The organism is Thorsellia anophelis DSM 18579 (assembly GCF_900111395.1).
In the GTDB taxonomy this organism is placed as follows: Bacteria; Pseudomonadota; Gammaproteobacteria; order Enterobacterales; family Thorselliaceae; genus Thorsellia; species Thorsellia anophelis.
The window spans coordinates 13,262-34,321 of sequence record NZ_FOHV01000030.1; the positions used below are offsets into that span (position 1 = coordinate 13,262).

The following is a 21,060-nucleotide window of genomic DNA, read 5'->3' on the forward strand; positions in this document are numbered from 1 at the left end:
ATCGATTAATAATGCATATTGACCTTTTAAGTAATTTTGAAAAGGTCAATATTAATTGGTTGAACTAATTATTCTGGCCAGTTTATTATAATATCCGCTTCACGTTTTTGCGCCTGTGCCATGCCTGATTGCCAAAAGTAATATGGTTCTGTAAATCCACCAAGCGCAGCCAAGAAAGGCTCTCCTTTACTTGAAACTGCGTGCAGACCTATTGCTGCTTTCATTCGTTTAGGTAACCTAATAATTTCATCAGCCACTTTTAAAACAGCTTCCTTCACACTTAAACCACATTCCATGTATTGCACTATTGATTTAGCGGCCACAGTTCTAATCGCGTATTCACCATGCCCAATACAACCAGCTGCACCATAGCGGGTATCAGCATAAATACCTGCTCCTATAATTGGGGAGTCTCCTAACCTTCCTGGATGTTTCCACGCCCAACCACTAGTACTGACGCCTGCTGCCATCGAATTGGTTTCATCCATTACCATTAAAGCAACCGTTCCCCCAGCTTTTTGGGGATCTGCTGTTTTCCATGCGAGTTCAGAAAGTTTCAAAGACGCAATGTCTGTTAATTTATGTTGTTTTAGCCAGTTAGTATAACCAGTTAAACTATGAGGTGTTAAGGCTATATGGCGCCCAAAGCCTTGTTCATCTGCAAAGTGTCTAGCACCTTCACCCACGAGTACGACATGAGGAAGCGTTTCTTTTACCCGCCTAGCCACAGAAATAGGGTGTAGGGCTTGTTTTAATGCACCTACCACACCTGATTCTTTTGATGTGCCGTCAATAATAGCTGCGTCAAACTCCATTTCACCTAACATATTAGGCCAAGAATTAATCCCTACTGATGTGACATTCTCATCAAGCTCTACAATTTTTATCATTGCTTCAATTGTATCAATATGGGATTGTTGATTGTTGAGCGAGCTGATTCCTGTTTCAAGCGCGCTAAATCCTTCACCGGTAATTAAAAAAAATGACATCAAAACTCCTTGTTTAATTTATCCATTTTAAAAGAAAGTTAATTTATCCGAATGTGATTTGATTATTAAGCCAAAATTTTTAAGTATTGATCATTTTTAATGTTTTAAGTAGATTGATTCTACACAGGTACTCTTCAAATTTTAGCGTAATGAGTGAAAGTGTTAATCGATAAATTAAGTTGTTGCATGATACCGATTATGTTTTGTCTGTAAAGTATTTTAATATCCTTTTTTAGATACGGTGAATTTATTTTATTTATCATATTAAATTAATTGCACTAATCAGTGCATCTATTCCTTGTTTAAGCTTACTACGTGGGCATGCCACATTCAGCCTTATGAATCCTTTGCCAATTTCTCCGTATGTCGTACCTGGCATTATCGCAACTTTCAGCTCATGAATTAAACGGTATTGAAGTTTATCATCATCAATGTTAAGTGAGGATAAATCAATCCATGCAAGATACGTAGATTCGGGTATTGCCCAGTTTAGTTCAGGAAAAGATTCGTTTAAACGCTTAGATAAATAAATAAGATTTGCTTGTAAATAATCTCGTAATGCATCTAGCCAGATGCCTCCATTGGTATAAGCTGCAATATGACCTAAAACAAAGAAGATAGCAGGGGAGGAAATTGAATCGACATTTTTTAACTGGTATAAAAATTGTTCTCTATCTTCTGGGTTGTTAATAAAAGCGTAAGCACCAGTGAGTGCCGGAAAATTAAAGCTTTTTGAAGCTGATGTCACAACGGCATAATCTGTAGTGGCAATCTTTTGCCAAGGAATGTGTTTAGCTTGCCAACATAAATCCATGTGAATTTCATCACTGATTACTTTTACATCATACCGTTCACAAAGTGCATTCATACGCATTAATTCTTCTTGAGTCCATACTTTACCAGTTGGATTATGTGGACTGCATAATAAAAGTATTTTTGTAGATGGCTTCATTAACAGGGTTTCTAATAAATCAAAATCACATTGCCATTTGCCAGAGCTATCTTTAATGAGTGGGCAATCCAAAGCAGTTCGTCTATTGCCTTTTAGAATTTTGTAAAAACCATCATATGCAGGCGTATGAATCACTACGCCGTCACCAGTATCAGACCACTGGCAAATAAGTTTAGCAACACCATAAATGACACTTGGACATGTGACTAGCATCTCTCTTGATATATGAGTGTCATAGCGGCTTAAATACCAATGTTCAATAGATTGATAAAAGTCTTCATGTTGCCAGCGACTATAGCCAAATACACCATGGTCAATTCTATCTTGCATTGCAGACAGTACAGCTGGAGCAGTTGCAAAATCCATATCAGAAATTGTAAAGGGTAGCAAATCATCATGTCCAAATCTATCTTTTACAAAGTCCCATTGGGTACATAAGGTTCCTCGTCTATCAACGACTTTATCAAAATCAAACATATTTATTCTTATCCTGTTAACGCATGGTTTAATCAAAAAAAAGACTGGCAAAATAATATTTTGCACAGTCTTTACAGTCTACTGATTATGCTTTTAAAGAGATATAAGAATTAATTTATACCTCTTATAGATGTGATTTTTATTTAATTAATGCATCAAGTTCATCTTTAACTGATTGAACCTGTGTTCCAATTACAACTTGTAAGTTATGATCATTAAGTTTGACAACGCCTAACGCTCTAAAGTTTTTCAATGCTTTTTCATCTACGAGTGATATATCATGGACTGATAATCTAAGCCTGGTAATACAGTTATCAAGACTAACAATATTATCCTTACCACCTAGTGCGGCGAGGATACCTTCACTATTATAGCCTGAAGAGCCAATATTGGTATTTGATGTAAATGTTGTACTTTCTGATTCCATATTATCATCTTTTTCACGGCCTGGGGTTGGAATATTAAAGCGCGTGATAGCAAAGCGAAATATACCATAATAAACCACAAACCAAATGCCAGCAACGATAGGGACAAGATACCAGTTAGTTTTAGTACCTTGTAAAACACCTAGCACAACGAAATCAATTAGGTTTCCATCAGTGTTCCCAATGGTGACATCAAGTAGCCCCATTACCATGAATCCTAAGCCAGTTAAAATGGCGTGGATGGCATATAAAAATGGTGCTACAAAGAGGAATAAGAATTCGATAGGTTCAGTTGTACCACCGACCATACACGCTATCACACCTGAAATAAGAAGGCCTTTTATTTTAGACCGATTTTCTGGTTTAGCACAGTGATACATAGCAAGCGCAGCGCCAGGTAACCCGCCTAAAAAGGTTGGCATTTTACCTTGTGATAAGAAACGAGTCGCACTCACAGAGAAATCCGTTACAGTTGGGCAATTAAGCTCAGCACGGAAAATTAAAAGGGCGCCACTTACTTCATTTTGGCAAACTTCAAGTGTTCCACCTGCTTCTGTTAAGCGAATGAGTGTTACAAGAATATGATGTAGTCCAAATGGAAGTAGAAAACGTTCGCCCGCACCAAATAATAAAGGGGCAAATATCCCTGCGCCTTGGATTAGATTACCCAGACCATTGATTCCTGCTGCAAAAAAAGGCCAAATAAATGGTATGATTAAACCTATCAAGCTCATTGTGAGAAGCGTTATGATAGGAACAAAACGGACACCACCAAAAAATGAGAATGCATCAGGTAGTTTAGTTTTTTGAAATTTTTCATGTAAGAAATAAACAATAACACCGACCATGATTGATCCTAAAATACCAGTATCAATTGTTTGTATTCCTAAGATAAATTTTATGTTTTGTTTCTTGAGTAATAATTCATCTTGGATTTCTAATAAGCCTGCTTGTTTTAGGTAAAAACTAATGGCGATATTTAAAATAACAAAGCCCACAAACCCTGAAAACGCAGCAACACCTTTATTATCTCTTGCGAGTCCAAGAGGAATTGCAATAGCAAACATGACGGGTAGATACCCAAATGCAAAATCACCAATTGCAGTCATCCACAGGAAGATTGATTTGATCCAAGGTGTACCTAACCAAGGAAGTTCTGCTATCACGTTATCACTGCTAAGAGAGCTACCTATTCCTAGCATGATCCCACAAAATGAAAGCAGTGCCACAGGCAACATAAAAGTTTTGCCTAGGCTTTGGAAAAACTCCCAAAAGGTAACTTTGGGTTTTGAATTCACTGAAGATTTAGAAACGGCCATATTGCATCCTAATGTTAAGTTGGTTAATAGTCGTAATTTATCGAAGTTATGGTGATCTCAATAATCAAGCTAAATTGCGGCTAACTTATTCGCTCTCTATAGGATAAAGGATTGTTAGCCTCGCTTATGCTTTTTTGTAAATATTTGAGAGGGATCTCAAATATTTTTGTGATGCATTTTTCAATAATGTGACTTTCATCACGTTTTCGTGGAGGGAAAACGTGATAAATCATGCTTTGTATGACTAATCTGAGTCATGGAATTGTGTTAGTTATGGCAAGGTTATTTAAACTTATATGAGAGCAGTGCAATTTAATAGAAAAAGATTAGCGCTGTAGAATATATCATCACATTGTGCAGAGATTATTCATTTTTTGAATTTCTTTTATTCTAACTATTAAATCATAGTCAAAAATAATGAATGAGTCTGTCTAATTCATTAGATTTAAGTTTTTTTAGAACAGTATAAGATAGCGCCCATCTGAGAGGATATTAAATTTTCTCCAGTCAAAGTAAGTAGGTATTAATAAAATACTTATTTGGTAAATAATAATCTATAAGTAATAATTTTTTAAATTAAAGGACTATCCAATGAAAACATTAAAAGTATTAGGTTCAGCTATTTTATTATCAATTCTTTCTAGTCAAGTTATGGCTGCAGAGTTAGTTAATACTGCACAAGGTGAAAAAGTAGGAGTTGTAACAGCAAATACATATAACGGTTTAGATGATGCAGTTGCAAAAATTTCTAAAAAAGCAGATGCTTTAGGTGCAAGTTCATTCAGAATTATTTCAACGAATGAAAATGATAATGGTAATTTACATATTACTGCAGCAGTATATAAATAAATTTAAAATTAATTTATTTTGAATATTTTTGTGATTGTAAATTACCCATAAATATAAAATTAATGAAAATTAAGGCGTGTATAGTCTTTATTATTATAAATAAAGATTATATGCGCCTTTTTTATTTTTTAACAATAACTGTTTAGACTATCGATTGAAAAGGAAATTTCTATGAGTAAAAAACCACAGCTTAGTTTAGAAGCGCTAAGAATAATTGATGCAATAGATAGATTCGGTAGTTTTGCAGCTGCGGCCAATCATTTACATAAAGTTCCATCAGCTATCACTTATAGCGTTCAAAAGCTAGAAGAAGAGCTTGATACAATGATTTTTGATAGGTCTGGCTATAAAACACAATTTACGAAAGCTGGATTGTTTTTACTTGAACAAGGGCGCTTAATTTTAGATACGGCCGATGAGCTAGGTGAAACCGTTCAATCAATTGCCAGTGGTTGGGAAAGTCAATTAACAATTGTGTGTGAGGTAGTTTATGCCTCTCATATGCTCTATCCGTTTGTACATAAATTAAATGAAGTATCTAAAACACAACTTACCATACAAACAGAAGTCTTGTCTGGTGCATTCGAGGCACTTCGTTCTGGGCGGGCAGATGTATTGATTGCGGTAGATTCGCCAGAACATGATGTCATCGAACTGAATAAGAAAAAAATTAAAACTCTAGATGTAGTTTATGTTGCAAATCCAGAACATCCTATTTTTTCAGAGCAAAATCCGAGCGATGAAATTACTAGGGAAAAATTTCAAAGTGTTGTTATTGCTGATACAGCCAGTCATTATACTACTCTTACACGTCACGTCTTACCTAAACAACCAAGGTTAGTTGTGAGCTCATTGTATGAAAAACGATTAGCATTGCTGCAAGGACTTGGTGTGGCAACTATGCCATTTTATTTTATCAAAGATGACATAAATTCAGGACGCTTAAAAATAATTGGGTCACAAGAACAGAGCATTCAGCGGGATTTAATGATGTTTTGGCGCAGAGATAATATGGGTAAAGCAAAAACATTAGCGTTAAAATTGCTTCCCGAAATTGTTAAACAATCCCTTTCAGAATAACGTCTCATAATTTAGCCTCATAGGTTCACCCATTATTTTGAACTATAGAATTATTTTTTAAATTTATGAAGGGCGCTAAGAAGTATTTCTAAAATAACACAAAAATACTAGCTTATAATCATGATTTATTATTGATTTTTTTATGATGTCGAAATTAAAAAAATATATCATATTAAAAATAATTAACTATATAAAAATAATGCTGAGAAACTAGATGTTATTTACCATGAATTTAATTCATCATTTATAGTGAAAATTAATGAACAAGTTAGTCTAATAGGTTATATTTTAAATTTTTTAGATAGGTGTAAGATATATCTCATCTAGAGAATATTGTATTTTGAATTTTCTCTGATTTAATCTATTGCGCTATATGAAATAGTGTATTTTGAGTGATATAATTAACAAGTTGAAAGGAATTATTTATGAAAGCTATAAAAATATTAGGTTCTGTGATTTTATTATCAATTTTTTCTGGCCAAGCTATGTCTGCAGAATTAGTTAATGCTGCACAAGGTGAAAAGCTAGGGGTTGTATCAGTAAAAACGTATAATGGTTTAGATGATGCAATTTCAAAAATCTCTAAAAAAGCTGATGAATTAGGAGGGGGTACATTCGTAGTAATCTCAACTAATGAAAATAATAATGGTAATTTACATGTTAAAGCAGCTGTTTATAAATAGTATTTAAATATATCTTAATACCACCTGTTTGGAAGGTTTTTTTATTTTATATTTTTACTAAATAAAAAAACACATGACTAGTAAATCTTATTTGACGCGAATATAGTATTTGTTAAAAATGCTATGTTCGCGTTTTTTATTTGTGAAATATAAAAAGAGTTGTGATAAAATTGATACTTACTAATTTATTGTATTAAAAAGGCAACTGAAGTCTCAATATCAAGGTCATTTTTAATCTTTTTAATGATTGCTCTTTAACTTGCCCATAAATAAGGATATTTTTATGAGTAAAAAACCGCAACTTAGCTTAGAAGCACTCAGAATAATTGATGCAATTGATAAATTTGGTAGTTTTGCCGCTGCTGCAAATCATTTGCATAAAGTGCCTTCAGCAATCACCTATAGTGTGCAAAAATTAGAAGAAGAGCTTGATACGATGATTTTTGATAGATCAGGCCATAAAACACAATTTACAAAAGCCGGGTTATTTTTACTTGAGCAAGGACGTTTAATTTTAAATACTGCGGATGAACTAGGTGAAACAGTACAAGCGATTGCAAGTGGTTGGGAAAGTCAACTGACAATTGTGTGTGAAGTACTTTATGCTTCTCATTTGCTCTATCCATTTGTGCATAAATTAAATGAAGTATCTAAAACGCAACTGACAATACAAACAGAAGTTTTATCTGGTGCATTTGAAGCGCTCCGCTCAGGGCGAGCAGATGTATTAATTGCTGTAGACTCTCCAGAGCATGATGTCATAGAGCTGAATAAGAAAAAAATTAAAACACTAGATGTAGTCTATGTTGCAAATCCAGAACATCCAATTTTTACAGAACAAAATCCATGTGATGAACTCACAAGAGAACAATACCAAAGTGTTGTGATTGCTGATACAGCAAGCCATTATACGGCTCTTACACGACACGTGTTGCCTAAACAACCAAGACTAGTTGTCAGCTCTTTATATGAAAAACGTTTAGCATTATTACAGGGCTTAGGCGTGGCAACGATGCCTTATTATTTTATTAAGGATGATATTATCTCTGGGCGTTTGAAAATAATTGAGTGCCAAGAAGGTCATCTTACACGTGATTTGATGATGTTTTGGCGAAGAGATAATATGGGTAAAGCTAAAACATTAGCATTAAAATTACTTCCAGATATTGTTAAACAATCATTGGCTGAATGAAACTATTTTGCTTCCTGAAGGGTGATATCCTGTAGTTGAAATTAGTTTGTCAAGATAGTGACTATTTTGTTTATGTAACGACCTTAACAAACTTAAACTAAACAATAAAGCTAATCTGTTATTTAAGCAAGATGTCCAATTGAAAGATATTCTTGCGTTTGCATTTCTTGTAGTCTTGATAGACAGCGTTTGAACTCAAATTGGAGCAATTCTCCTACATATAGTTCGTGAATTGATGCTTCTGCCGTAAAAATGAGTTTTACCTTTCTTTCATAAAATTCATCTACTAGTGCAATAAAGCGTCTCGCTGCACTTTCATCCGAATGTCCCATAATAGTAATGTTTTGAATGATAACAGTATGAAATTTTCGGGATATTTCTATGAAATCATGTGCGCTTCTAGGTTCAACACATAAAGTATGAAAATCGATTAGGCCAACACCATTTGCTTCGCTTTCAAGTTTAAACCTGTGATGATTAATCATAATGACAGTTGGTTTTTCAAAGACACTTTCACCTGATAGTTGCTGATACAAAATGCGTATGGCTTGATCATTTTTGGCTGAAAGTGGGAAATAGAATAAATCCGCTTGCGTTAACGTCCGTAGCCTGTAATCAATACCTGAATCTATATTCATAATTTTACAGTGAGTTTTGATAGCCTCTATAGCAGGGATAAATCGTGCTCGTTGTAATCCATTTCGATATAGTTCATCTGGTGGAATATTCGAAGTTGTCACAAGTGTTACCCCTCTGTTAAAGAGTGCCTGGAGTAACGAACCTAAAATCATTGCATCTGTTATATCAGAAACAAAAAATTCATCAAAACAAATGATTTGGGTATCTTTTGCGAATCTATCAGCAAGGATCTCAATCGGATTAGTCTCGCCTTGAAGTGTATTTAATTGCTCATGTGTGTACTGCATGAAACGATGAAAATGCATTCTTTTTTTTCGTTGATTCGGTAAACAATTGAAAAATAAATCCATAATCCATGTTTTACCTCGTCCTACTCCCCCCCACATATATAATCCAGTAACAGGGGTGATTGGTTGAGTGGTTGTTATTGTTTTACTAAACAGTTTTGCAATACCTTTAGGAAGTTTGATCAGAGGTTTAGTTCCTATCTCAGATGAGTTTGAAGGAACATTTAGTGTATTGATGATTTCAAAATATAATGCATCTAATGCAACTATTGCTGAATGCTGTATGGGATCTGCCATAAAGCTTCCACTGGCAACGGCTTGCTTATATGCTTCAAGAGGTGACGTACTCATAGGATCCTTGATTCGAGTTTTATTTTTTGATTTAGGAATTAAGCATTATCTGTGATGAAGAGAAAACTCTGCTCAACACGCTTTGTTTCAACATCATATTAGCATACAATAGCCATCTGTGAAGTACGCATAATTTAAACAATAGCCTGTATTATGTTGTTTTAATAGTATTATTATATTCATCTCAATCTAGTTTTAAATCGATTGTCGCGTTTTTTTCATATTTAACTATCTAAAAATTAAAGGGATATTGAAATTTTCAAGTGTCATTATCTTCTGATTTTTACTTAAATAGAGTCAATTATGTCATCATCTTTTTTTTCAAATGAACCACCTGTTCCGCCTTATCCAATTGAAGGGTATGGAGAAGAACCTAACTATGATGGGTCTCCTTATGCTAGCGACGGTTATAATGAACCTACTGGATATAAAGGACAATCTCATTACTATAAGGACAGACAAGTTGCGCAACTTAAATTACCACCACAATCGATAGAGGCAGAGCAATCTGTATTAGGTGGTTTATTAATTGATAACGAGAAATGGGATCAAGTTGCTGAGCGTGTATCGGAATCGGACTTTTACACTAGAGCACATAGAGTGATTTTTCGTGAAATTCATCGATTAATTGAGAGAGGTAATCCTGTTGATTTAATTACCATATCCCAATCATTAGAGAATTTAAATGAGCTAGAGCAAGTTGGTGGGTTTGCATATTTAGCAGAAATGGCTAAAAACACACCAAGTGTCGCGAATATTGTTGCATATGCTGATATTGTTAGAGAACGGGCTGTTGTTCGCGAAATGATTAAAGTAGCAAATGAAATTGCAGACGCTGGCTATGATACCCAAGGGCGTAGTAGCGCTGAATTGCTAGATTTAGCTGAATCACGAGTGTTTAAAATTGCTGAGTCACGTGCTAATGCAAACGAAGGACCTAAAAATATCGATGCAGTATTAGCAGAAACGATAGAAAGAATAGAGCTTCTATTTCAAAGACCACATGATGGTGTAACAGGCGTATCAACCGGATTTGTAGATCTAGATAAAAAAACAGCTGGATTACAGCGCTCAGATCTGATTATTGTAGCGGCAAGACCTTCAATGGGTAAGACGACCTTTGCTATGAACTTATGCGAAAATGCCGCAATGATGCAAGAAAAACCGGTTTTAATTTTCAGCTTAGAAATGCCCGCAGAACAATTAATGATGCGTATGTTGGCATCATTATCACGTGTTGATCAAACGCGCGTTAGAACAGGGCAATTAGATGATGACGATTGGGCTCGTATTTCAAGTACAATGAGTATTTTATCCGATAAAAAAAATATGTATATTGATGATTCTTCTGGACTAACACCAACTGAACTACGGGCTAGGGCAAGGCGGATTTATAGAGAGCATGATGGTCTTAGTATGATAATGGTCGATTATCTTCAATTAATGAGAGTGCCGGAACTTAAAGATAATCGTACGCTTGAAATAGCAGAAATATCAAGATCGCTTAAAGCCCTTGCAAAAGAGTTACAAGTGCCTGTCGTGGCACTTTCCCAGTTAAATCGTAGCCTTGAACAACGGGCAGATAAACGTCCTGTGAATTCAGATTTAAGGGAGTCAGGATCGATTGAACAGGATGCCGATGTCATCATGTTTATTTATCGTGATGAAGTTTATCATGAAAATAGTGAACTGAAAGGGATTGCGGAAATTATTTTAGGTAAACAGAGAAATGGTCCAATAGGAAAAGTGCGATTAACGTTTAATGGGCAATGGTCTAGATTTGATAATTATTCTGGTGCTTATCATGACGATAACGAATAGGGCATAAATCATGTCACAAACCGAAATGAACCAAAGGCAAATTCATAAAGTATTAAGACAGTTTGCCTTTGGTGGCTTAATCACTAGTGATTTTCAAGTGACTTATATCCCTTTTATCATGCCTAATGAGGCAACGGTAGAACTGCATTTAGCTAAAACTAACCCTCAGCTTTTAGCACTCAGTGATGAGCGAGTTATGTTGACAGTACTAGGGCCACACACCTATGTTTCAAGTTTTGATTATCAAACCCAACCTCAGGTACCAACTTGGAACTATGTTGCAATTAAGATAATTGGACAGAGTCATTTATTAAATGAAGATGAGACAGAGCATTCTATTGATAGAATGATACAATATTTTGAACCAAGATTAGGAAATGAGCCACTATTATTGCCTAAACAATACAAAAAAAATCTATTAAAACATATCAGAGGTGTAAGGGTGGAAATCGAATCCATGCAGGGTAAAGCTAAATTAGGGTTACACAAATCGGAAGCTGATCAAGCTGAAGTCCTTAAACATCAGGAACAAAAAGGAAATCATGCTTATGTCACTTTTGTGAATGAATGGCTTGCTGGTAAAGTTAAAACACGCTAATTTTTATTCGTTTTAATGATGACTATCCGTATAAAATTTGATAAATCGTTAGGAATCTAAATATGATAATTAGTTTAATTGCAGCAATCGATAATAATCGAGCACTAGGGGGGGATAATAAAATGCTTTGGCATCTACCTGCCGACTTTGCTTGGTTTAAAGCGCATACATTATCAAAACCCGTTATAATGGGGCGAAAAACCTATGAATCGATAGGTAAAGCACTACCAAATAGATTGAATATTGTGCTCACTCGACAAGAATTGGTTTTAGAAGATGCATTGGTTGTATCCTCACTTGAGGAAGCCTTTTTAAAGGTAAAAGAGGCAAGTGAAATAATGGTAATAGGGGGCGCTGACATATATTCACAGTGTTTAACGAAAGCAGATAGGCTTTATTTAACACAGGTAGATGCGACCTTTCAAACGGCTGATGCTTTTTTTCCAGATTATCTAAATTCGAATATTGCATGGCATAAAACGGATGAAAAATATTATCCAAAAGATGCAAAAAATGCCTTTGATATGACGTTTATGATTTTTGATCGTAATAGAAAATAATTGATTGTGCTATTAGAGCTTTTCATATGAATACGATACCAGATAAAAGTGTATTAGAGAAAATGCACATTGAAACGCAGTTGAAAGCAGTGACCCAATTTTTATCTTGTAGAACCCCTGATGCTTGGATTACTACTGCTATCTTACCTGAAAATTTAGAGATTATTTTGGTAGACCATCTTATTTGTGAACTTAAAGCGGCACAAACCGCAAGCTTACTACTTCGTAAATATGTTTTAGACGATGCAAGTGGACAACATCTATTAGAACATCTCGCGCCATATGAAAATTATATTTATCGACAAGAAGGTTCGCTAGAATCATTAAAAGCGTTACCTAGTTTTACAAAATCTAATTTAATGGCAAGAAATAATTTAGCAGAGACAATGTTTACTTCGCCTCATAAGCAAGTAGTGACACAAGTAGATAATGTAGATAAACTTGCTAAGCAATTGATTAATGATATGGTTTTATTAATTAAAGAAGAATTGCACCATTTTATTCAAGTGTTTGACATTATGCATGAGCGAAAAATCACTTATCAAAATTTATCAGCAGGACGTTATGCTAAAAGAATGATGCAAGGTGTGAGAACGCATGAACCAATGACGCTGGTTGATAAATTGATTTGTGGTGCTTTTATTGAGGCCAGATCATGTGAACGGTTTGCTAGTTTAGCACCTTATGTAGATGATGAGTTAAGCCGCTTTTACCTCTCATTATTACGCTCTGAATCTAGACATTTTAAAGATTATCTCAGTTTAGCTGCGAGCCTAATGGGAGAAACTCAAACAAACGAACTAGGTGAATACTTAACTGATAGCATTGACGATAGGATTCAATTTTTTAGACAAATTGAACAAGAGGCGATTTTATCTGAAGACTCGGTTTTAAGGTTTCATAGTGGCGTGCCGGTCAGTTATATTTAAAATGATATGGCTATCATTAACTGCGAGTGGGTATCTGGTATACTTGTGATGCCTTGATTGATTTCCAATCAAATAGGACTTACTTTTTATTTTGGATTTAAATGAAACCGTCATTTAAATCTCTTTTTTATTGAATGGATGCCTGTTATGTTACAACTGAATTATCATATGACGCGATTTATTTTAAGTGCACCTGATATTAGGCACTTGCCACCTGATGTAGGGGTTGAAATCGCTTTTGCTGGACGCTCAAATGCAGGTAAATCTAGCGCCTTAAATACCCTCACAGGTCAAAAAAGTTTAGCCCGTACAAGTAAAACTCCTGGACGTACCCAATTAATTAATCTTTTTGAAACCGCTGAAAATTGTCGATTAGTTGACTTGCCAGGTTATGGATATGCAGAAGTACCTGAGGAAGTCAAACGTAAATGGCAAAAATCATTAGGTGAATATCTACAGATGCGTAATAGCCTTAGGGGGCTTGTCATTTTAATGGATATAAGACACCCGTTAAAAGAACTGGATGTCAATATGATTAATTGGGCTGTAGATGCGAATCTTGCTGTTTTAGTTTTATTAACAAAATCAGATAAATTAGCCTCTGGTGCGATGAAAAAACAAGTACGAGAAGTTCGAGAAGCATTAAGTGAACTAAACGCGGATATTGAGGTTGAGCCGTTTTCTTCTACGAAGAAAGTGGGGGTTGATAAACTGAAGGCTAAATTAAATCAATGGTTCAGTGAACTTTCTATACCAGATGAAACATCAGAAGAGTAATCTTACATAAATACTTGATGAGTTAAGATTAAGGGGAGGCTGCATGGTAATAAAAAACACACAGTATCAGGTTGGGCTGGATGTTGGAGGTACTAAGATTGAGCTCGCAATTTTTGAAAATGAAAAGACATGTATTCATTCAAAACGTGTGGTGACACCTACCAATGATTACGCGGCATTTTTGCAAGCATTAATCTCTTTAGTTAACGAAGCGGATAATATCACTGGTCAAAAAATTGATGTCGGTATCGGTTTGCCTGCTATTATTTCTCCTAAAAATCAGACAATTTACTCTGCGAATGTGCCAGCAATAAGTGGGCAACCATTGGCCCAAGATCTTAGCGCACGCTTAGATCGTACCATTAAAATTGAAAATGATGGTAGATGTTTCGCTCTATCTGAAGCGAGCACGGAAAATACTGCACATTTTGATGCAGTCTTTGGGGTGATATTAGGAACAGGTGCTGGAGGAGGGTTAGTTCATCAAGGTCGAGTTTATCAGGGAAGTAATGGTATGGCAGGAGAGTGGGGGCATACGCCTGTCAGTTCAAACATCATTCATAAATACACAATGCCTTTAATTCCTTGTAATTGTGGTTTAATTGGATGCCATGAAAAATATTTAGCGGGTCCAGGGGTGTTGAATTTAATTAAAAATCATCAATATGAAGCTAACAGTATTCAAGATTGGATCATTGCGTATGAAGCGGGAGATAAAAAGGCGTCAGCTATTTTTACTCAATTTATTGATACGTTAGCAAGTGCGCTTGCTTCCTTACAACTGTTTTATGATGTCGATGCTTTTGTATTAGGTGGAGGAATATCTAATATAAAAGCGATATATCCAAAAATACAGCAGGAAATGCTCAAATGGCTACTGCCAGGTATTGAACCTGCACTTGTTTTGCCTCCCGTTTATGGTGATAGTAGTGGTGTTAGAGGGGCGGCACTGTTAAATAGAACTTAAGGTGTTGAATTATTTTTGATTTAAACGATTATGAAGAAGTTAATCTGACAAGATGAATCAATAAATACCCAAACTCTTCATCAGTTAATTGAGTGTTAAGTTGACTCTCAATATATTGCTTGATGCTATTGCCACAGATCATCAAATGTGGGTAAGATTGCTGAATTAAAGCCAATAAAGCTGGATCGTTTGAGTGAAGTTGTTTGTTCTCCATAATTCTTTGTATGAAAAAACGCATATGCGTTAAGAAACAAGTGTGATTCCAACTGCTTGATTCAATTTCTATATGTAAGTGATATAACACTAGCCTGTTAATTGTTTTAAGCAGTTTGGTGGCAAGCATAACAGGCTGAATATCTTGTACCTCAAGTTGATGGCTGACTAAATGAAAGGCGATATTACCCGCTTCCTCATCAGGCAGTTGTAAGTTGAATTTATCATTTGCTTTGTCAATTACAATCTTGGCAATGGCATATTCTTTTGGATAAAATTTTTTAATATCATTTAGTTGGTTATTTTGAATGATGATGCCTTGATGATATCGCCAAATTGCAAAATGGACATGATCAACCAATGAGAAAAATATTTTCTCATTCAGACTGATACCGAGTTCCTCAGTTGACTCTTCTAATATCATAGAAACAAGTTCAATAACTTCAGATGATACTTTATCAAGTAAAGCCTCGTAATCTGTGGTTTTTATGTCATTTTGTAAGACAAATAGTTTTTCTGCCAGTTCTGGCAGAATGATGTCTCCCACTTTGCTCTTGAAACCAAGCCCTTTCGCCATAATAATGACTTCTTGTCCTTTATCGTCAGAGCATAAAACTAAACTATTATTTAATATCTTTTTTGTAATCAGCGTCATGATCGTTAATATCACCATTTTTTCTAATGAGATTTTGATACCAAAAGAAACTCTCTTTTTTAATGCGCCTCAAATCTTTCAGTGAGTTATCATCTCGATTGACATAAATAAAACCGTATCGTTTCGCATATCCTTGATGTGTACTTACTAAATCAATCGCAGACCAAGGACAGTAACCAATTAGTTTAACACCATCAGTTATAGCAAGCTGCATTTGCTTTATGTGTTCATGATAAAACGATATCCGATAAAAATCATAAATACGACCATCTGTTTCAAGTTTATCAGGAGCGCCCATACCATTTTCTGAAATTAAGATAGGTAGATTATAACGTTCATACACTTTGCGTAAGGTAAGTCGCAAACCAACTGGGTCAACAACCCATCCATAAGGTGTTGTATCAAGAAAAGGGTTATCAGCCGCTCTATAGACTCCTGGCTCACCTAACATAATCTGTTGATCTCCTGCTCTTGCGGAGATATCAGAACTATCGCCTTTACTCTCAGCAATAGTCGCAGTAGAGTAGTAATTAATCGCAATAAAATCAGGTCTGATTGCTTGTAAAATAGATTCATCTTCTGACGTTATAATGGGGGCAATTTCTCTATCTACCATATAGCGCCAAGCTAAGGGATGATAACGTCCATTGACGGCAACCTCAAGAAATCCATAGCACCTAATTGTTTCCCAGTTATGGGCAGCAATCGCATCTTCTGGTCGGCTAGTTGCTTGATACATTGAGGTTGTATTAATTGCTGGACCGACTTTGCACATTGGATATTTTTGATGAATTAATTGATATACCTTGGCTTGTGCTAAAAACATATGATGACTTTGCTGATTTAATGCTTGTTTGGAGATCATGGGATAATCAGGGTCGGTACCGATGGCGCCAGGGTGCAAAATCATAGTGTTTTGTTCATTTATAGTTAGCCAGTAAGTTACTTTGCTTGAAAATAAATTCAATAAGAAATCAGCGTACGCTTCAAAGGCGCTAATCGTCTCTCTACTAGACCATCCACCTATTTTTTGTAATGCATAAGGTAAATCAAAATGATATAAAGTAATAATAGGTTCTATTTCATTCTTAACTAATTCATCTATTAAATTACGGTAAAATTCGACACCTTTTGGATTCACTTCACCTATGCCATCTGGGAATATCCGACTCCAAGCGATAGAAAATCGATAAGCTTTTAAACCAAGCTCTTTAAAAAGTGCAACATCTTCTTTAAATCTGTTGTAGTGGTCACTTGCAACGTTAAAATCAGCCATACCTTCTGGGTGCGTTAACGCATCAATAATTGAACGTCCTTTACCTGTACCTTCAACGCCTCCCTCAACTTGGTAGGCTGATGTTGAGGCTCCCCATAAAAAATCAGGGGGAAATGTTGCGAGTCCTTGCTGATATTGCATGTTATACTCCTTGAACTTTATCAAAATATGACTTGTTTATTGATAATTTTATGCTCTATACATATTATCAATTAGTGACGATTATCCAAAAGATTAAGGTTAAATAATTCTTCACCAGGCGTGAGGAATTTAGGATTATTTTCCTCTTGGATAGTGATTCTACCGGTATGATTCACAATCACAATTGGAGTGGTGATGTCATAGCCAGCCGATTTGATTGCTGCTATGTCAAACTCTATTAATAAATCGCCAACCTTAACGTCATCACCAATATTTTTGTGCACAATAAAATGCTCTCCATTTAAATTGACAGTTTCAATACCAATGTGCATTAATAGTTCAAATCCTTCTTTATTACGAATACCTATCGCATGCTTAGAGGGCAGGAGTACTTCAATTGTCCCTTCAATAGGTGCGTAAAGTTTGCCTTCAGACGGAATCACAGCAACACCGTGTCCAATTAGATTTGCTGAAAACACTTCATCATTCACTTGTTTTAATTCAATTCGTTGTCCTTTTACTGGACTTTTAATGCTAATGTCATTCGTCTTGGATGCCTCTTCATTATTTGACGTGTGTTTATCTGAATTTATACCAGATGAATTTTGTTGATTAGATGATAAACCTTGATTTGTAGTGGTATCATCAGGTTCATCATCAAAGCCTAAAATTAAGGTTAGGATGAATGTACCAACTGTCGCGATAGCTATGGTTATTAAGGCATGGACAATATTCATTGGATTTTCACCAATAAATGCAGGAATCGCTGCAAGACCAGGCGAAACAAAAGCATATCTGACTAATCCACTTAGGCCTGCATAAATTCCAGCAATCCCACCACCTATCATCGCGGCAATAAGGGGGCGTTTTAATTTCAACGTAACGCCATACAAAGATGGTTCAGTTATACCCATCATTGCGGTAAACCCTGCAGACGAGGCTAATTGTTTTAATTGACTATTTTTAGTTTTAAAGGCTACTGCTAGCGTTGCTGCCCCTTGTGCAATATTAGAGGCCAACATGCCAGGACCATTAATCATTTCATACCCTTGACTATTGAGCTGAGAAGTCGCAATAGGAGTCATTGCCCAAGCCGTACCTGTAATGATTAAGAAAGGTTGCAAACCGCCCATTAACATAGGGATCAGCCAACTGACATGCTCATTTATCACGCCAGCTCCGGAACCCACCAAAAAATTAAGGTAATTACCAAATGGCCCAATGATTCCAAGCGCTAACGGTGTTGTAACCAATAAAATAATCATTGGTTTGATAAAGAATTTGATAATACTAGGTGAATATTTATCGGCAAAGCGTTCAATATATGACATCAACCACACTGTTAATAAAATAGGTAATACCGTGCCAGAGTAATCAGCAAGGCTAAACTCAAAACTGAAAATTGAAATGATTTCATTTGCTTGTGCCATTGATGCAATATTAGGATGCAGCATTGCACCAGCAACAGTCATTGCCAGAATAGGATTGCATTTAAATTTCATAGATGCGCCAAATGCAAGTAAAACGGGCAAAAAGAAAAATGCTGCATCTGCAATGGTATTTAATAATTTATAGTGGGAACTTGATTCAGAGATAAGTCCTGCCAATTTTAACACAGCTAGTAATGCTTTAATCATCCCTGCACCAGTGATAGCTGGTATAACAGGTGTAAAGCTCGTTGAGATTACACTAATAAATTCTGTAAAAATCCCCTTTTTAGGGAGCTCTTTTTCTGTTGTGGGCGTTGGATTATTTTGAGGGATTAAAGATTGAATGATAGAGTAAAGTTTTTGCACTTCATTTCCAATGACAATTTGGAATTGTCCACCACTTTTTACAACTGAAATAACACCTGCTAGTGACTTGATTTTCGCATCATCGATAATTGATTCATTATAAAACTCAAATCGTAAGCGAGTGGCACAATGTGTGAGAATTCGGATATTCTTAGTTCCGCCAATGGCTTGGATGATTTCATTTGCTAAATTTTGATAGTTCATATTGACCTCGGAATGAATTTATTTCATATCGGATTGTGAGATTGCCTAATTTGTATATCAATGTTTATTATTTTAATGATGCTCTAGCTAGTTAAGTAATAAGCAAAAAAAAGACCAAAACAAAATCAATAACCTATGGTTAAGTGCAAACCATTAGGTACTGTTTTTTGTTTTGGTCTTGCCTGATACACAGTAACATGCCAAAAAAAGCTAGGTATAGCTTAATCTTTTTATCTATAAAATAGCAAACATCTAGCTATAAAATCGTGACCAATATCACGATTAATAAAATATTCTAATCGCACTGAATTTCATAGTTAAGCTGTAGATTCAGTGCAAACCAAATTTATTAATCAGAGACATTTGGCGATGTTGGATGAGCTGTCAATACAATATGTTGTTTTTGAGCAAGTCCATATGGCGGCTCTTGATTAAAATGGATATCAGCTTCAATTTCAACTGCATGGCCTAGAGCGGACGCACACTCCATGCCAACAACCTGCACAAAATACTCTATATCTCTTACAACCTGGTGCCCTATAAATCCTTTGATATATTTATCTAGAGCAAAAAGTTCAAGTAGTACCGATTGCGCTTTATAGCGAATAGCAATAGATGATCCTTGTGCTGGATTTTGACTTTTAGGGCATAACTCTGGTAAATAAATTGTATGAGTTTGCACCATGTCTATTTCAGGATGAGGGTTTGTAATGGTTTTTATCCACAGTTGGTTGTAATGTGATTGAATATCCATTTTATATATTTACCTATTTGAGCTGCTCATTATAGAATATTGGATTTTTCTTTCATCTTGCTGTTTTCATCTTTTAACTGCTTTGAACTCTTGAAAAAATCTTTTGGTATGATGATGATAGCAGTTGCTACGATATATTTAAATAAAATATCAGCAATAATGATTCTTAGAATCTGTGTAAGAGGGAACACTCCCCAGAAGGCCAAGAAAGCAAAAAGTGTACTATCTACCGGCACACTAGCGGCATTACTTTTCAGCACTTTTTTATACCAAGTTTGGTGGATAAATTTTTGAAAAACAGCCGTATTCGTCAGTTCACTCATCATTAAAGATAAAAATGAAGCGGCAATGAACTGAGTTGGTATACCAACATAATAGTTATATGTCAGAGTAATAATTAAAGAGAACGCAATACCAATATAGACATATTTTAAGCCAGATTGATGCAAGTGATCTCTTAATGTAAATATGGCACCAAAGAAAATAGTACCGATGCTAAGAGGTAATTCACCAATTAAAGGTACATTTGGGATTGTAATAAACGAATCAATAAAAACATTTGCTAGCAACACGCATAGTGAGTAGCATAGTAGACAGGCGTATACCATGAAAGCTCCATTAACCACCATCGAAAAACAGTCCGATATGATTGTAAAGATGATAATAGGGGTACAAGCTAACTTTAGCTGTACTGTTATGCCTTTTTCAGAAAATAGTCTGATGGCAGGTATATTATATGATAAGAAATTTTAAATTGATATGTGCGAATTAGTTTGAAAGCTATAAAAATTAATAAATAGAGAGCTTTGCAAATCTGGTTAATAATCATTCAAATTTCGTTTATTTTTTGAGCTGCATGTGATATAATATTTTAAATCATATTCTTAGGAGCGTTATATGTGGAAAAATATTCAACCTAGACTGCAGTTCAAACAAACTAACGTTAAGCAACACAAAGCATTTGAAGAGTTTGATGAAATAAATGCTTTGATTGACTGGGATCAAATAATAATCATACTTAATAAGCTCTTAGAGCAAAAGCCTAACCGATTAGGTGCCGCTTCTTATGCGCCGATAATGATGTTTAAAGTTATTTTATTACAGTCTTGGCATAATCTTAGTGATG

The 21,060-nt window shown here is 35.3% G+C and carries 21 protein-coding genes; 12 read left to right on the forward strand and 9 right to left on the reverse strand.

All coding sequences use genetic code 11. The features are described 5' to 3' along the window. Positions 1-68 precede the first annotated feature (68 nt). The 3 genes from BMW37_RS12415 to malX all read right to left on the reverse strand — a co-directional run bounded on the left by BMW37_RS12415 (position 69) and on the right by malX (position 4,162). Positions 69-989, reverse strand: a complete 921-nt coding sequence (locus BMW37_RS12415) for an isoaspartyl peptidase/L-asparaginase (protein ID WP_093321670.1) — start codon at positions 987-989, stop codon at positions 69-71. Between the two features lie 259 nt (positions 990-1,248). Continuing rightward, the gene (locus BMW37_RS12420; protein WP_093321672.1) at positions 1,249-2,418 is read right to left on the reverse strand and encodes a MalY/PatB family protein; all 1,170 of its coding nucleotides are present in this window, start codon (positions 2,416-2,418) and stop codon (positions 1,249-1,251) included. A gap of 139 nt (positions 2,419-2,557) precedes the next feature. Beyond that, positions 2,558-4,162 (reverse strand): maltose/glucose-specific PTS transporter subunit IIBC, encoded by a 1,605-nt coding sequence (malX, locus tag BMW37_RS12425; RefSeq protein WP_093321675.1) that lies wholly within the window; start codon positions 4,160-4,162, stop codon positions 2,558-2,560. Positions 4,163-4,753: 591 nt separating this feature from the next. Between malX and BMW37_RS12430 the strand changes: the two genes are divergently transcribed. From BMW37_RS12430 to BMW37_RS12445, 4 genes are all read left to right on the forward strand, one after another. Beyond that, complete coding sequence (locus BMW37_RS12430; RefSeq protein WP_093321677.1) at positions 4,754-5,011, forward strand: YdgH/BhsA/McbA family protein; 258 nt, start codon at positions 4,754-4,756, stop codon at positions 5,009-5,011. Between the two features lie 171 nt (positions 5,012-5,182). Further along, positions 5,183-6,091, forward strand: a complete 909-nt coding sequence (locus BMW37_RS12435) for a LysR family transcriptional regulator (protein WP_093321680.1) — start codon at positions 5,183-5,185, stop codon at positions 6,089-6,091. A gap of 425 nt (positions 6,092-6,516) precedes the next feature. After that, positions 6,517-6,774 (forward strand): YdgH/BhsA/McbA family protein, encoded by a 258-nt coding sequence (locus tag BMW37_RS12440; RefSeq protein ID WP_093321682.1) that lies wholly within the window; start codon positions 6,517-6,519, stop codon positions 6,772-6,774. Positions 6,775-7,057: 283 nt separating this feature from the next. After that, the gene (locus tag BMW37_RS12445; RefSeq protein WP_093321685.1) at positions 7,058-7,966 is read left to right on the forward strand and encodes a LysR family transcriptional regulator; all 909 of its coding nucleotides are present in this window, start codon (positions 7,058-7,060) and stop codon (positions 7,964-7,966) included. A 122-nt stretch (positions 7,967-8,088) separates the two neighbouring features. On the opposite strand, the gene zapE is transcribed toward BMW37_RS12445, so the two are convergent. Next, entirely contained in the window at positions 8,089-9,243 is a 1,155-nt protein-coding gene (gene zapE / locus BMW37_RS12450; protein ID WP_093321687.1) for a cell division protein ZapE, read from the reverse strand. A gap of 303 nt (positions 9,244-9,546) precedes the next feature. Between zapE and dnaB the strand changes: the two genes are divergently transcribed. The 6 genes from dnaB (at position 9,547) to BMW37_RS12480 (ending at position 14,895) form a co-directional block, all read left to right on the forward strand. Next, positions 9,547-11,064 carry a replicative DNA helicase gene (gene dnaB / locus BMW37_RS12455; RefSeq protein ID WP_093321690.1) on the forward strand — a complete coding sequence of 506 codons (1,518 nt, stop codon included), beginning with the start codon at positions 9,547-9,549 and terminating at the stop codon, positions 11,062-11,064. Positions 11,065-11,074: 10 nt separating this feature from the next. Further along, positions 11,075-11,662 (forward strand): FMN-binding negative transcriptional regulator, encoded by a 588-nt coding sequence (locus tag BMW37_RS12460; protein WP_093321693.1) that lies wholly within the window; start codon positions 11,075-11,077, stop codon positions 11,660-11,662. Between the two features lie 62 nt (positions 11,663-11,724). Further along, a complete protein-coding gene (folA, locus tag BMW37_RS12465) occupies positions 11,725-12,222 on the forward strand; it encodes a type 3 dihydrofolate reductase (RefSeq protein ID WP_093321695.1) in 498 nt (165 codons plus the stop codon). A gap of 62 nt (positions 12,223-12,284) precedes the next feature. Further along, a complete protein-coding gene (gene miaE / locus BMW37_RS12470) occupies positions 12,285-13,151 on the forward strand; it encodes a tRNA isopentenyl-2-thiomethyl-A-37 hydroxylase MiaE (protein ID WP_093321716.1) in 867 nt (288 codons plus the stop codon). A gap of 147 nt (positions 13,152-13,298) precedes the next feature. Next, the gene (yihA, locus tag BMW37_RS12475; RefSeq protein ID WP_093321698.1) at positions 13,299-13,928 is read left to right on the forward strand and encodes a ribosome biogenesis GTP-binding protein YihA/YsxC; all 630 of its coding nucleotides are present in this window, start codon (positions 13,299-13,301) and stop codon (positions 13,926-13,928) included. A gap of 43 nt (positions 13,929-13,971) precedes the next feature. After that, a complete protein-coding gene (locus tag BMW37_RS12480) occupies positions 13,972-14,895 on the forward strand; it encodes an ROK family protein (protein ID WP_093321700.1) in 924 nt (307 codons plus the stop codon). A 28-nt stretch (positions 14,896-14,923) separates the two neighbouring features. Here BMW37_RS12480 and BMW37_RS12485 read toward each other — a convergent pair whose 3' ends face one another. From BMW37_RS12485 to BMW37_RS12505, 5 genes are all read right to left on the reverse strand, one after another. After that, a complete protein-coding gene (locus BMW37_RS12485) occupies positions 14,924-15,763 on the reverse strand; it encodes a PRD domain-containing protein (RefSeq protein ID WP_177168667.1) in 840 nt (279 codons plus the stop codon). Continuing rightward, positions 15,732-17,180 (reverse strand): glycoside hydrolase family 1 protein, encoded by a 1,449-nt coding sequence (locus BMW37_RS12490; RefSeq protein ID WP_093321706.1) that lies wholly within the window; start codon positions 17,178-17,180, stop codon positions 15,732-15,734. The genes BMW37_RS12485 and BMW37_RS12490 overlap by 32 nt, the downstream gene beginning before the upstream one ends. Positions 17,181-17,251: 71 nt before the next feature. Further along, a complete protein-coding gene (locus tag BMW37_RS12495; protein WP_093321708.1) occupies positions 17,252-19,180 on the reverse strand; it encodes a beta-glucoside-specific PTS transporter subunit IIABC in 1,929 nt (642 codons plus the stop codon). Between the two features lie 349 nt (positions 19,181-19,529). Continuing rightward, positions 19,530-19,934, reverse strand: a complete 405-nt coding sequence (locus tag BMW37_RS12500; RefSeq protein ID WP_093321711.1) for a hypothetical protein — start codon at positions 19,932-19,934, stop codon at positions 19,530-19,532. 29 nt (positions 19,935-19,963) lie between these two features. Then, complete coding sequence (locus tag BMW37_RS12505) at positions 19,964-20,542, reverse strand: VUT family protein (protein ID WP_218139531.1); 579 nt, start codon at positions 20,540-20,542, stop codon at positions 19,964-19,966. On the opposite strand from BMW37_RS12505, the gene BMW37_RS15170 reads away from it, so the two are divergent. Continuing rightward, positions 20,541-20,687 carry a hypothetical protein gene (locus BMW37_RS15170; protein ID WP_177168666.1) on the forward strand — a complete coding sequence of 49 codons (147 nt, stop codon included), beginning with the start codon at positions 20,541-20,543 and terminating at the stop codon, positions 20,685-20,687. The genes BMW37_RS12505 and BMW37_RS15170 overlap by 2 nt on opposite strands. A gap of 144 nt (positions 20,688-20,831) precedes the next feature. Beyond that, on the forward strand, positions 20,832-21,060 hold a 229-nt coding region (locus BMW37_RS12510; protein WP_143047655.1), incomplete at its 3' end, for a transposase.

What these genes read in the sequence shown, in the direction of transcription:
- BMW37_RS12415 (WP_093321670.1), bottom strand. Translation starts at nt 989, where the DNA reads ATGTCATTTTTTTTAATTACCGGTGAAGGATTTAGCGCGCTTGAAACA.
- BMW37_RS12420 (WP_093321672.1), bottom strand. Translation starts at nt 2,418, where the DNA reads ATGTTTGATTTTGATAAAGTCGTTGATAGACGAGGAACCTTATGTACC.
- malX (WP_093321675.1), bottom strand. Translation starts at nt 4,162, where the DNA reads ATGGCCGTTTCTAAATCTTCAGTGAATTCAAAACCCAAAGTTACCTTT.
- BMW37_RS12430 (WP_093321677.1), top strand. Translation starts at nt 4,754, where the DNA reads ATGAAAACATTAAAAGTATTAGGTTCAGCTATTTTATTATCAATTCTT.
- BMW37_RS12435 (WP_093321680.1), top strand. Translation starts at nt 5,183, where the DNA reads ATGAGTAAAAAACCACAGCTTAGTTTAGAAGCGCTAAGAATAATTGAT.
- BMW37_RS12440 (WP_093321682.1), top strand. Translation starts at nt 6,517, where the DNA reads ATGAAAGCTATAAAAATATTAGGTTCTGTGATTTTATTATCAATTTTT.
- BMW37_RS12445 (WP_093321685.1), top strand. Translation starts at nt 7,058, where the DNA reads ATGAGTAAAAAACCGCAACTTAGCTTAGAAGCACTCAGAATAATTGAT.
- zapE (WP_093321687.1), bottom strand. Translation starts at nt 9,243, where the DNA reads ATGAGTACGTCACCTCTTGAAGCATATAAGCAAGCCGTTGCCAGTGGA.
- dnaB (WP_093321690.1), top strand. Translation starts at nt 9,547, where the DNA reads ATGTCATCATCTTTTTTTTCAAATGAACCACCTGTTCCGCCTTATCCA.
- BMW37_RS12460 (WP_093321693.1), top strand. Translation starts at nt 11,075, where the DNA reads ATGTCACAAACCGAAATGAACCAAAGGCAAATTCATAAAGTATTAAGA.
- folA (WP_093321695.1), top strand. Translation starts at nt 11,725, where the DNA reads ATGATAATTAGTTTAATTGCAGCAATCGATAATAATCGAGCACTAGGG.
- miaE (WP_093321716.1), top strand. Translation starts at nt 12,285, where the DNA reads ATGCACATTGAAACGCAGTTGAAAGCAGTGACCCAATTTTTATCTTGT.
- yihA (WP_093321698.1), top strand. Translation starts at nt 13,299, where the DNA reads ATGTTACAACTGAATTATCATATGACGCGATTTATTTTAAGTGCACCT.
- BMW37_RS12480 (WP_093321700.1), top strand. Translation starts at nt 13,972, where the DNA reads ATGGTAATAAAAAACACACAGTATCAGGTTGGGCTGGATGTTGGAGGT.
- BMW37_RS12485 (WP_177168667.1), bottom strand. Translation starts at nt 15,763, where the DNA reads ATGACGCTGATTACAAAAAAGATATTAAATAATAGTTTAGTTTTATGC.
- BMW37_RS12490 (WP_093321706.1), bottom strand. Translation starts at nt 17,180, where the DNA reads ATGCAATATCAGCAAGGACTCGCAACATTTCCCCCTGATTTTTTATGG.
- BMW37_RS12495 (WP_093321708.1), bottom strand. Translation starts at nt 19,180, where the DNA reads ATGAACTATCAAAATTTAGCAAATGAAATCATCCAAGCCATTGGCGGA.
- BMW37_RS12500 (WP_093321711.1), bottom strand. Translation starts at nt 19,934, where the DNA reads ATGGATATTCAATCACATTACAACCAACTGTGGATAAAAACCATTACA.
- BMW37_RS15170 (WP_177168666.1), top strand. Translation starts at nt 20,541, where the DNA reads ATGAAAGCTCCATTAACCACCATCGAAAAACAGTCCGATATGATTGTA.
- BMW37_RS12505 (WP_218139531.1), bottom strand. Translation starts at nt 20,542, where the DNA reads ATGGTATACGCCTGTCTACTATGCTACTCACTATGCGTGTTGCTAGCA.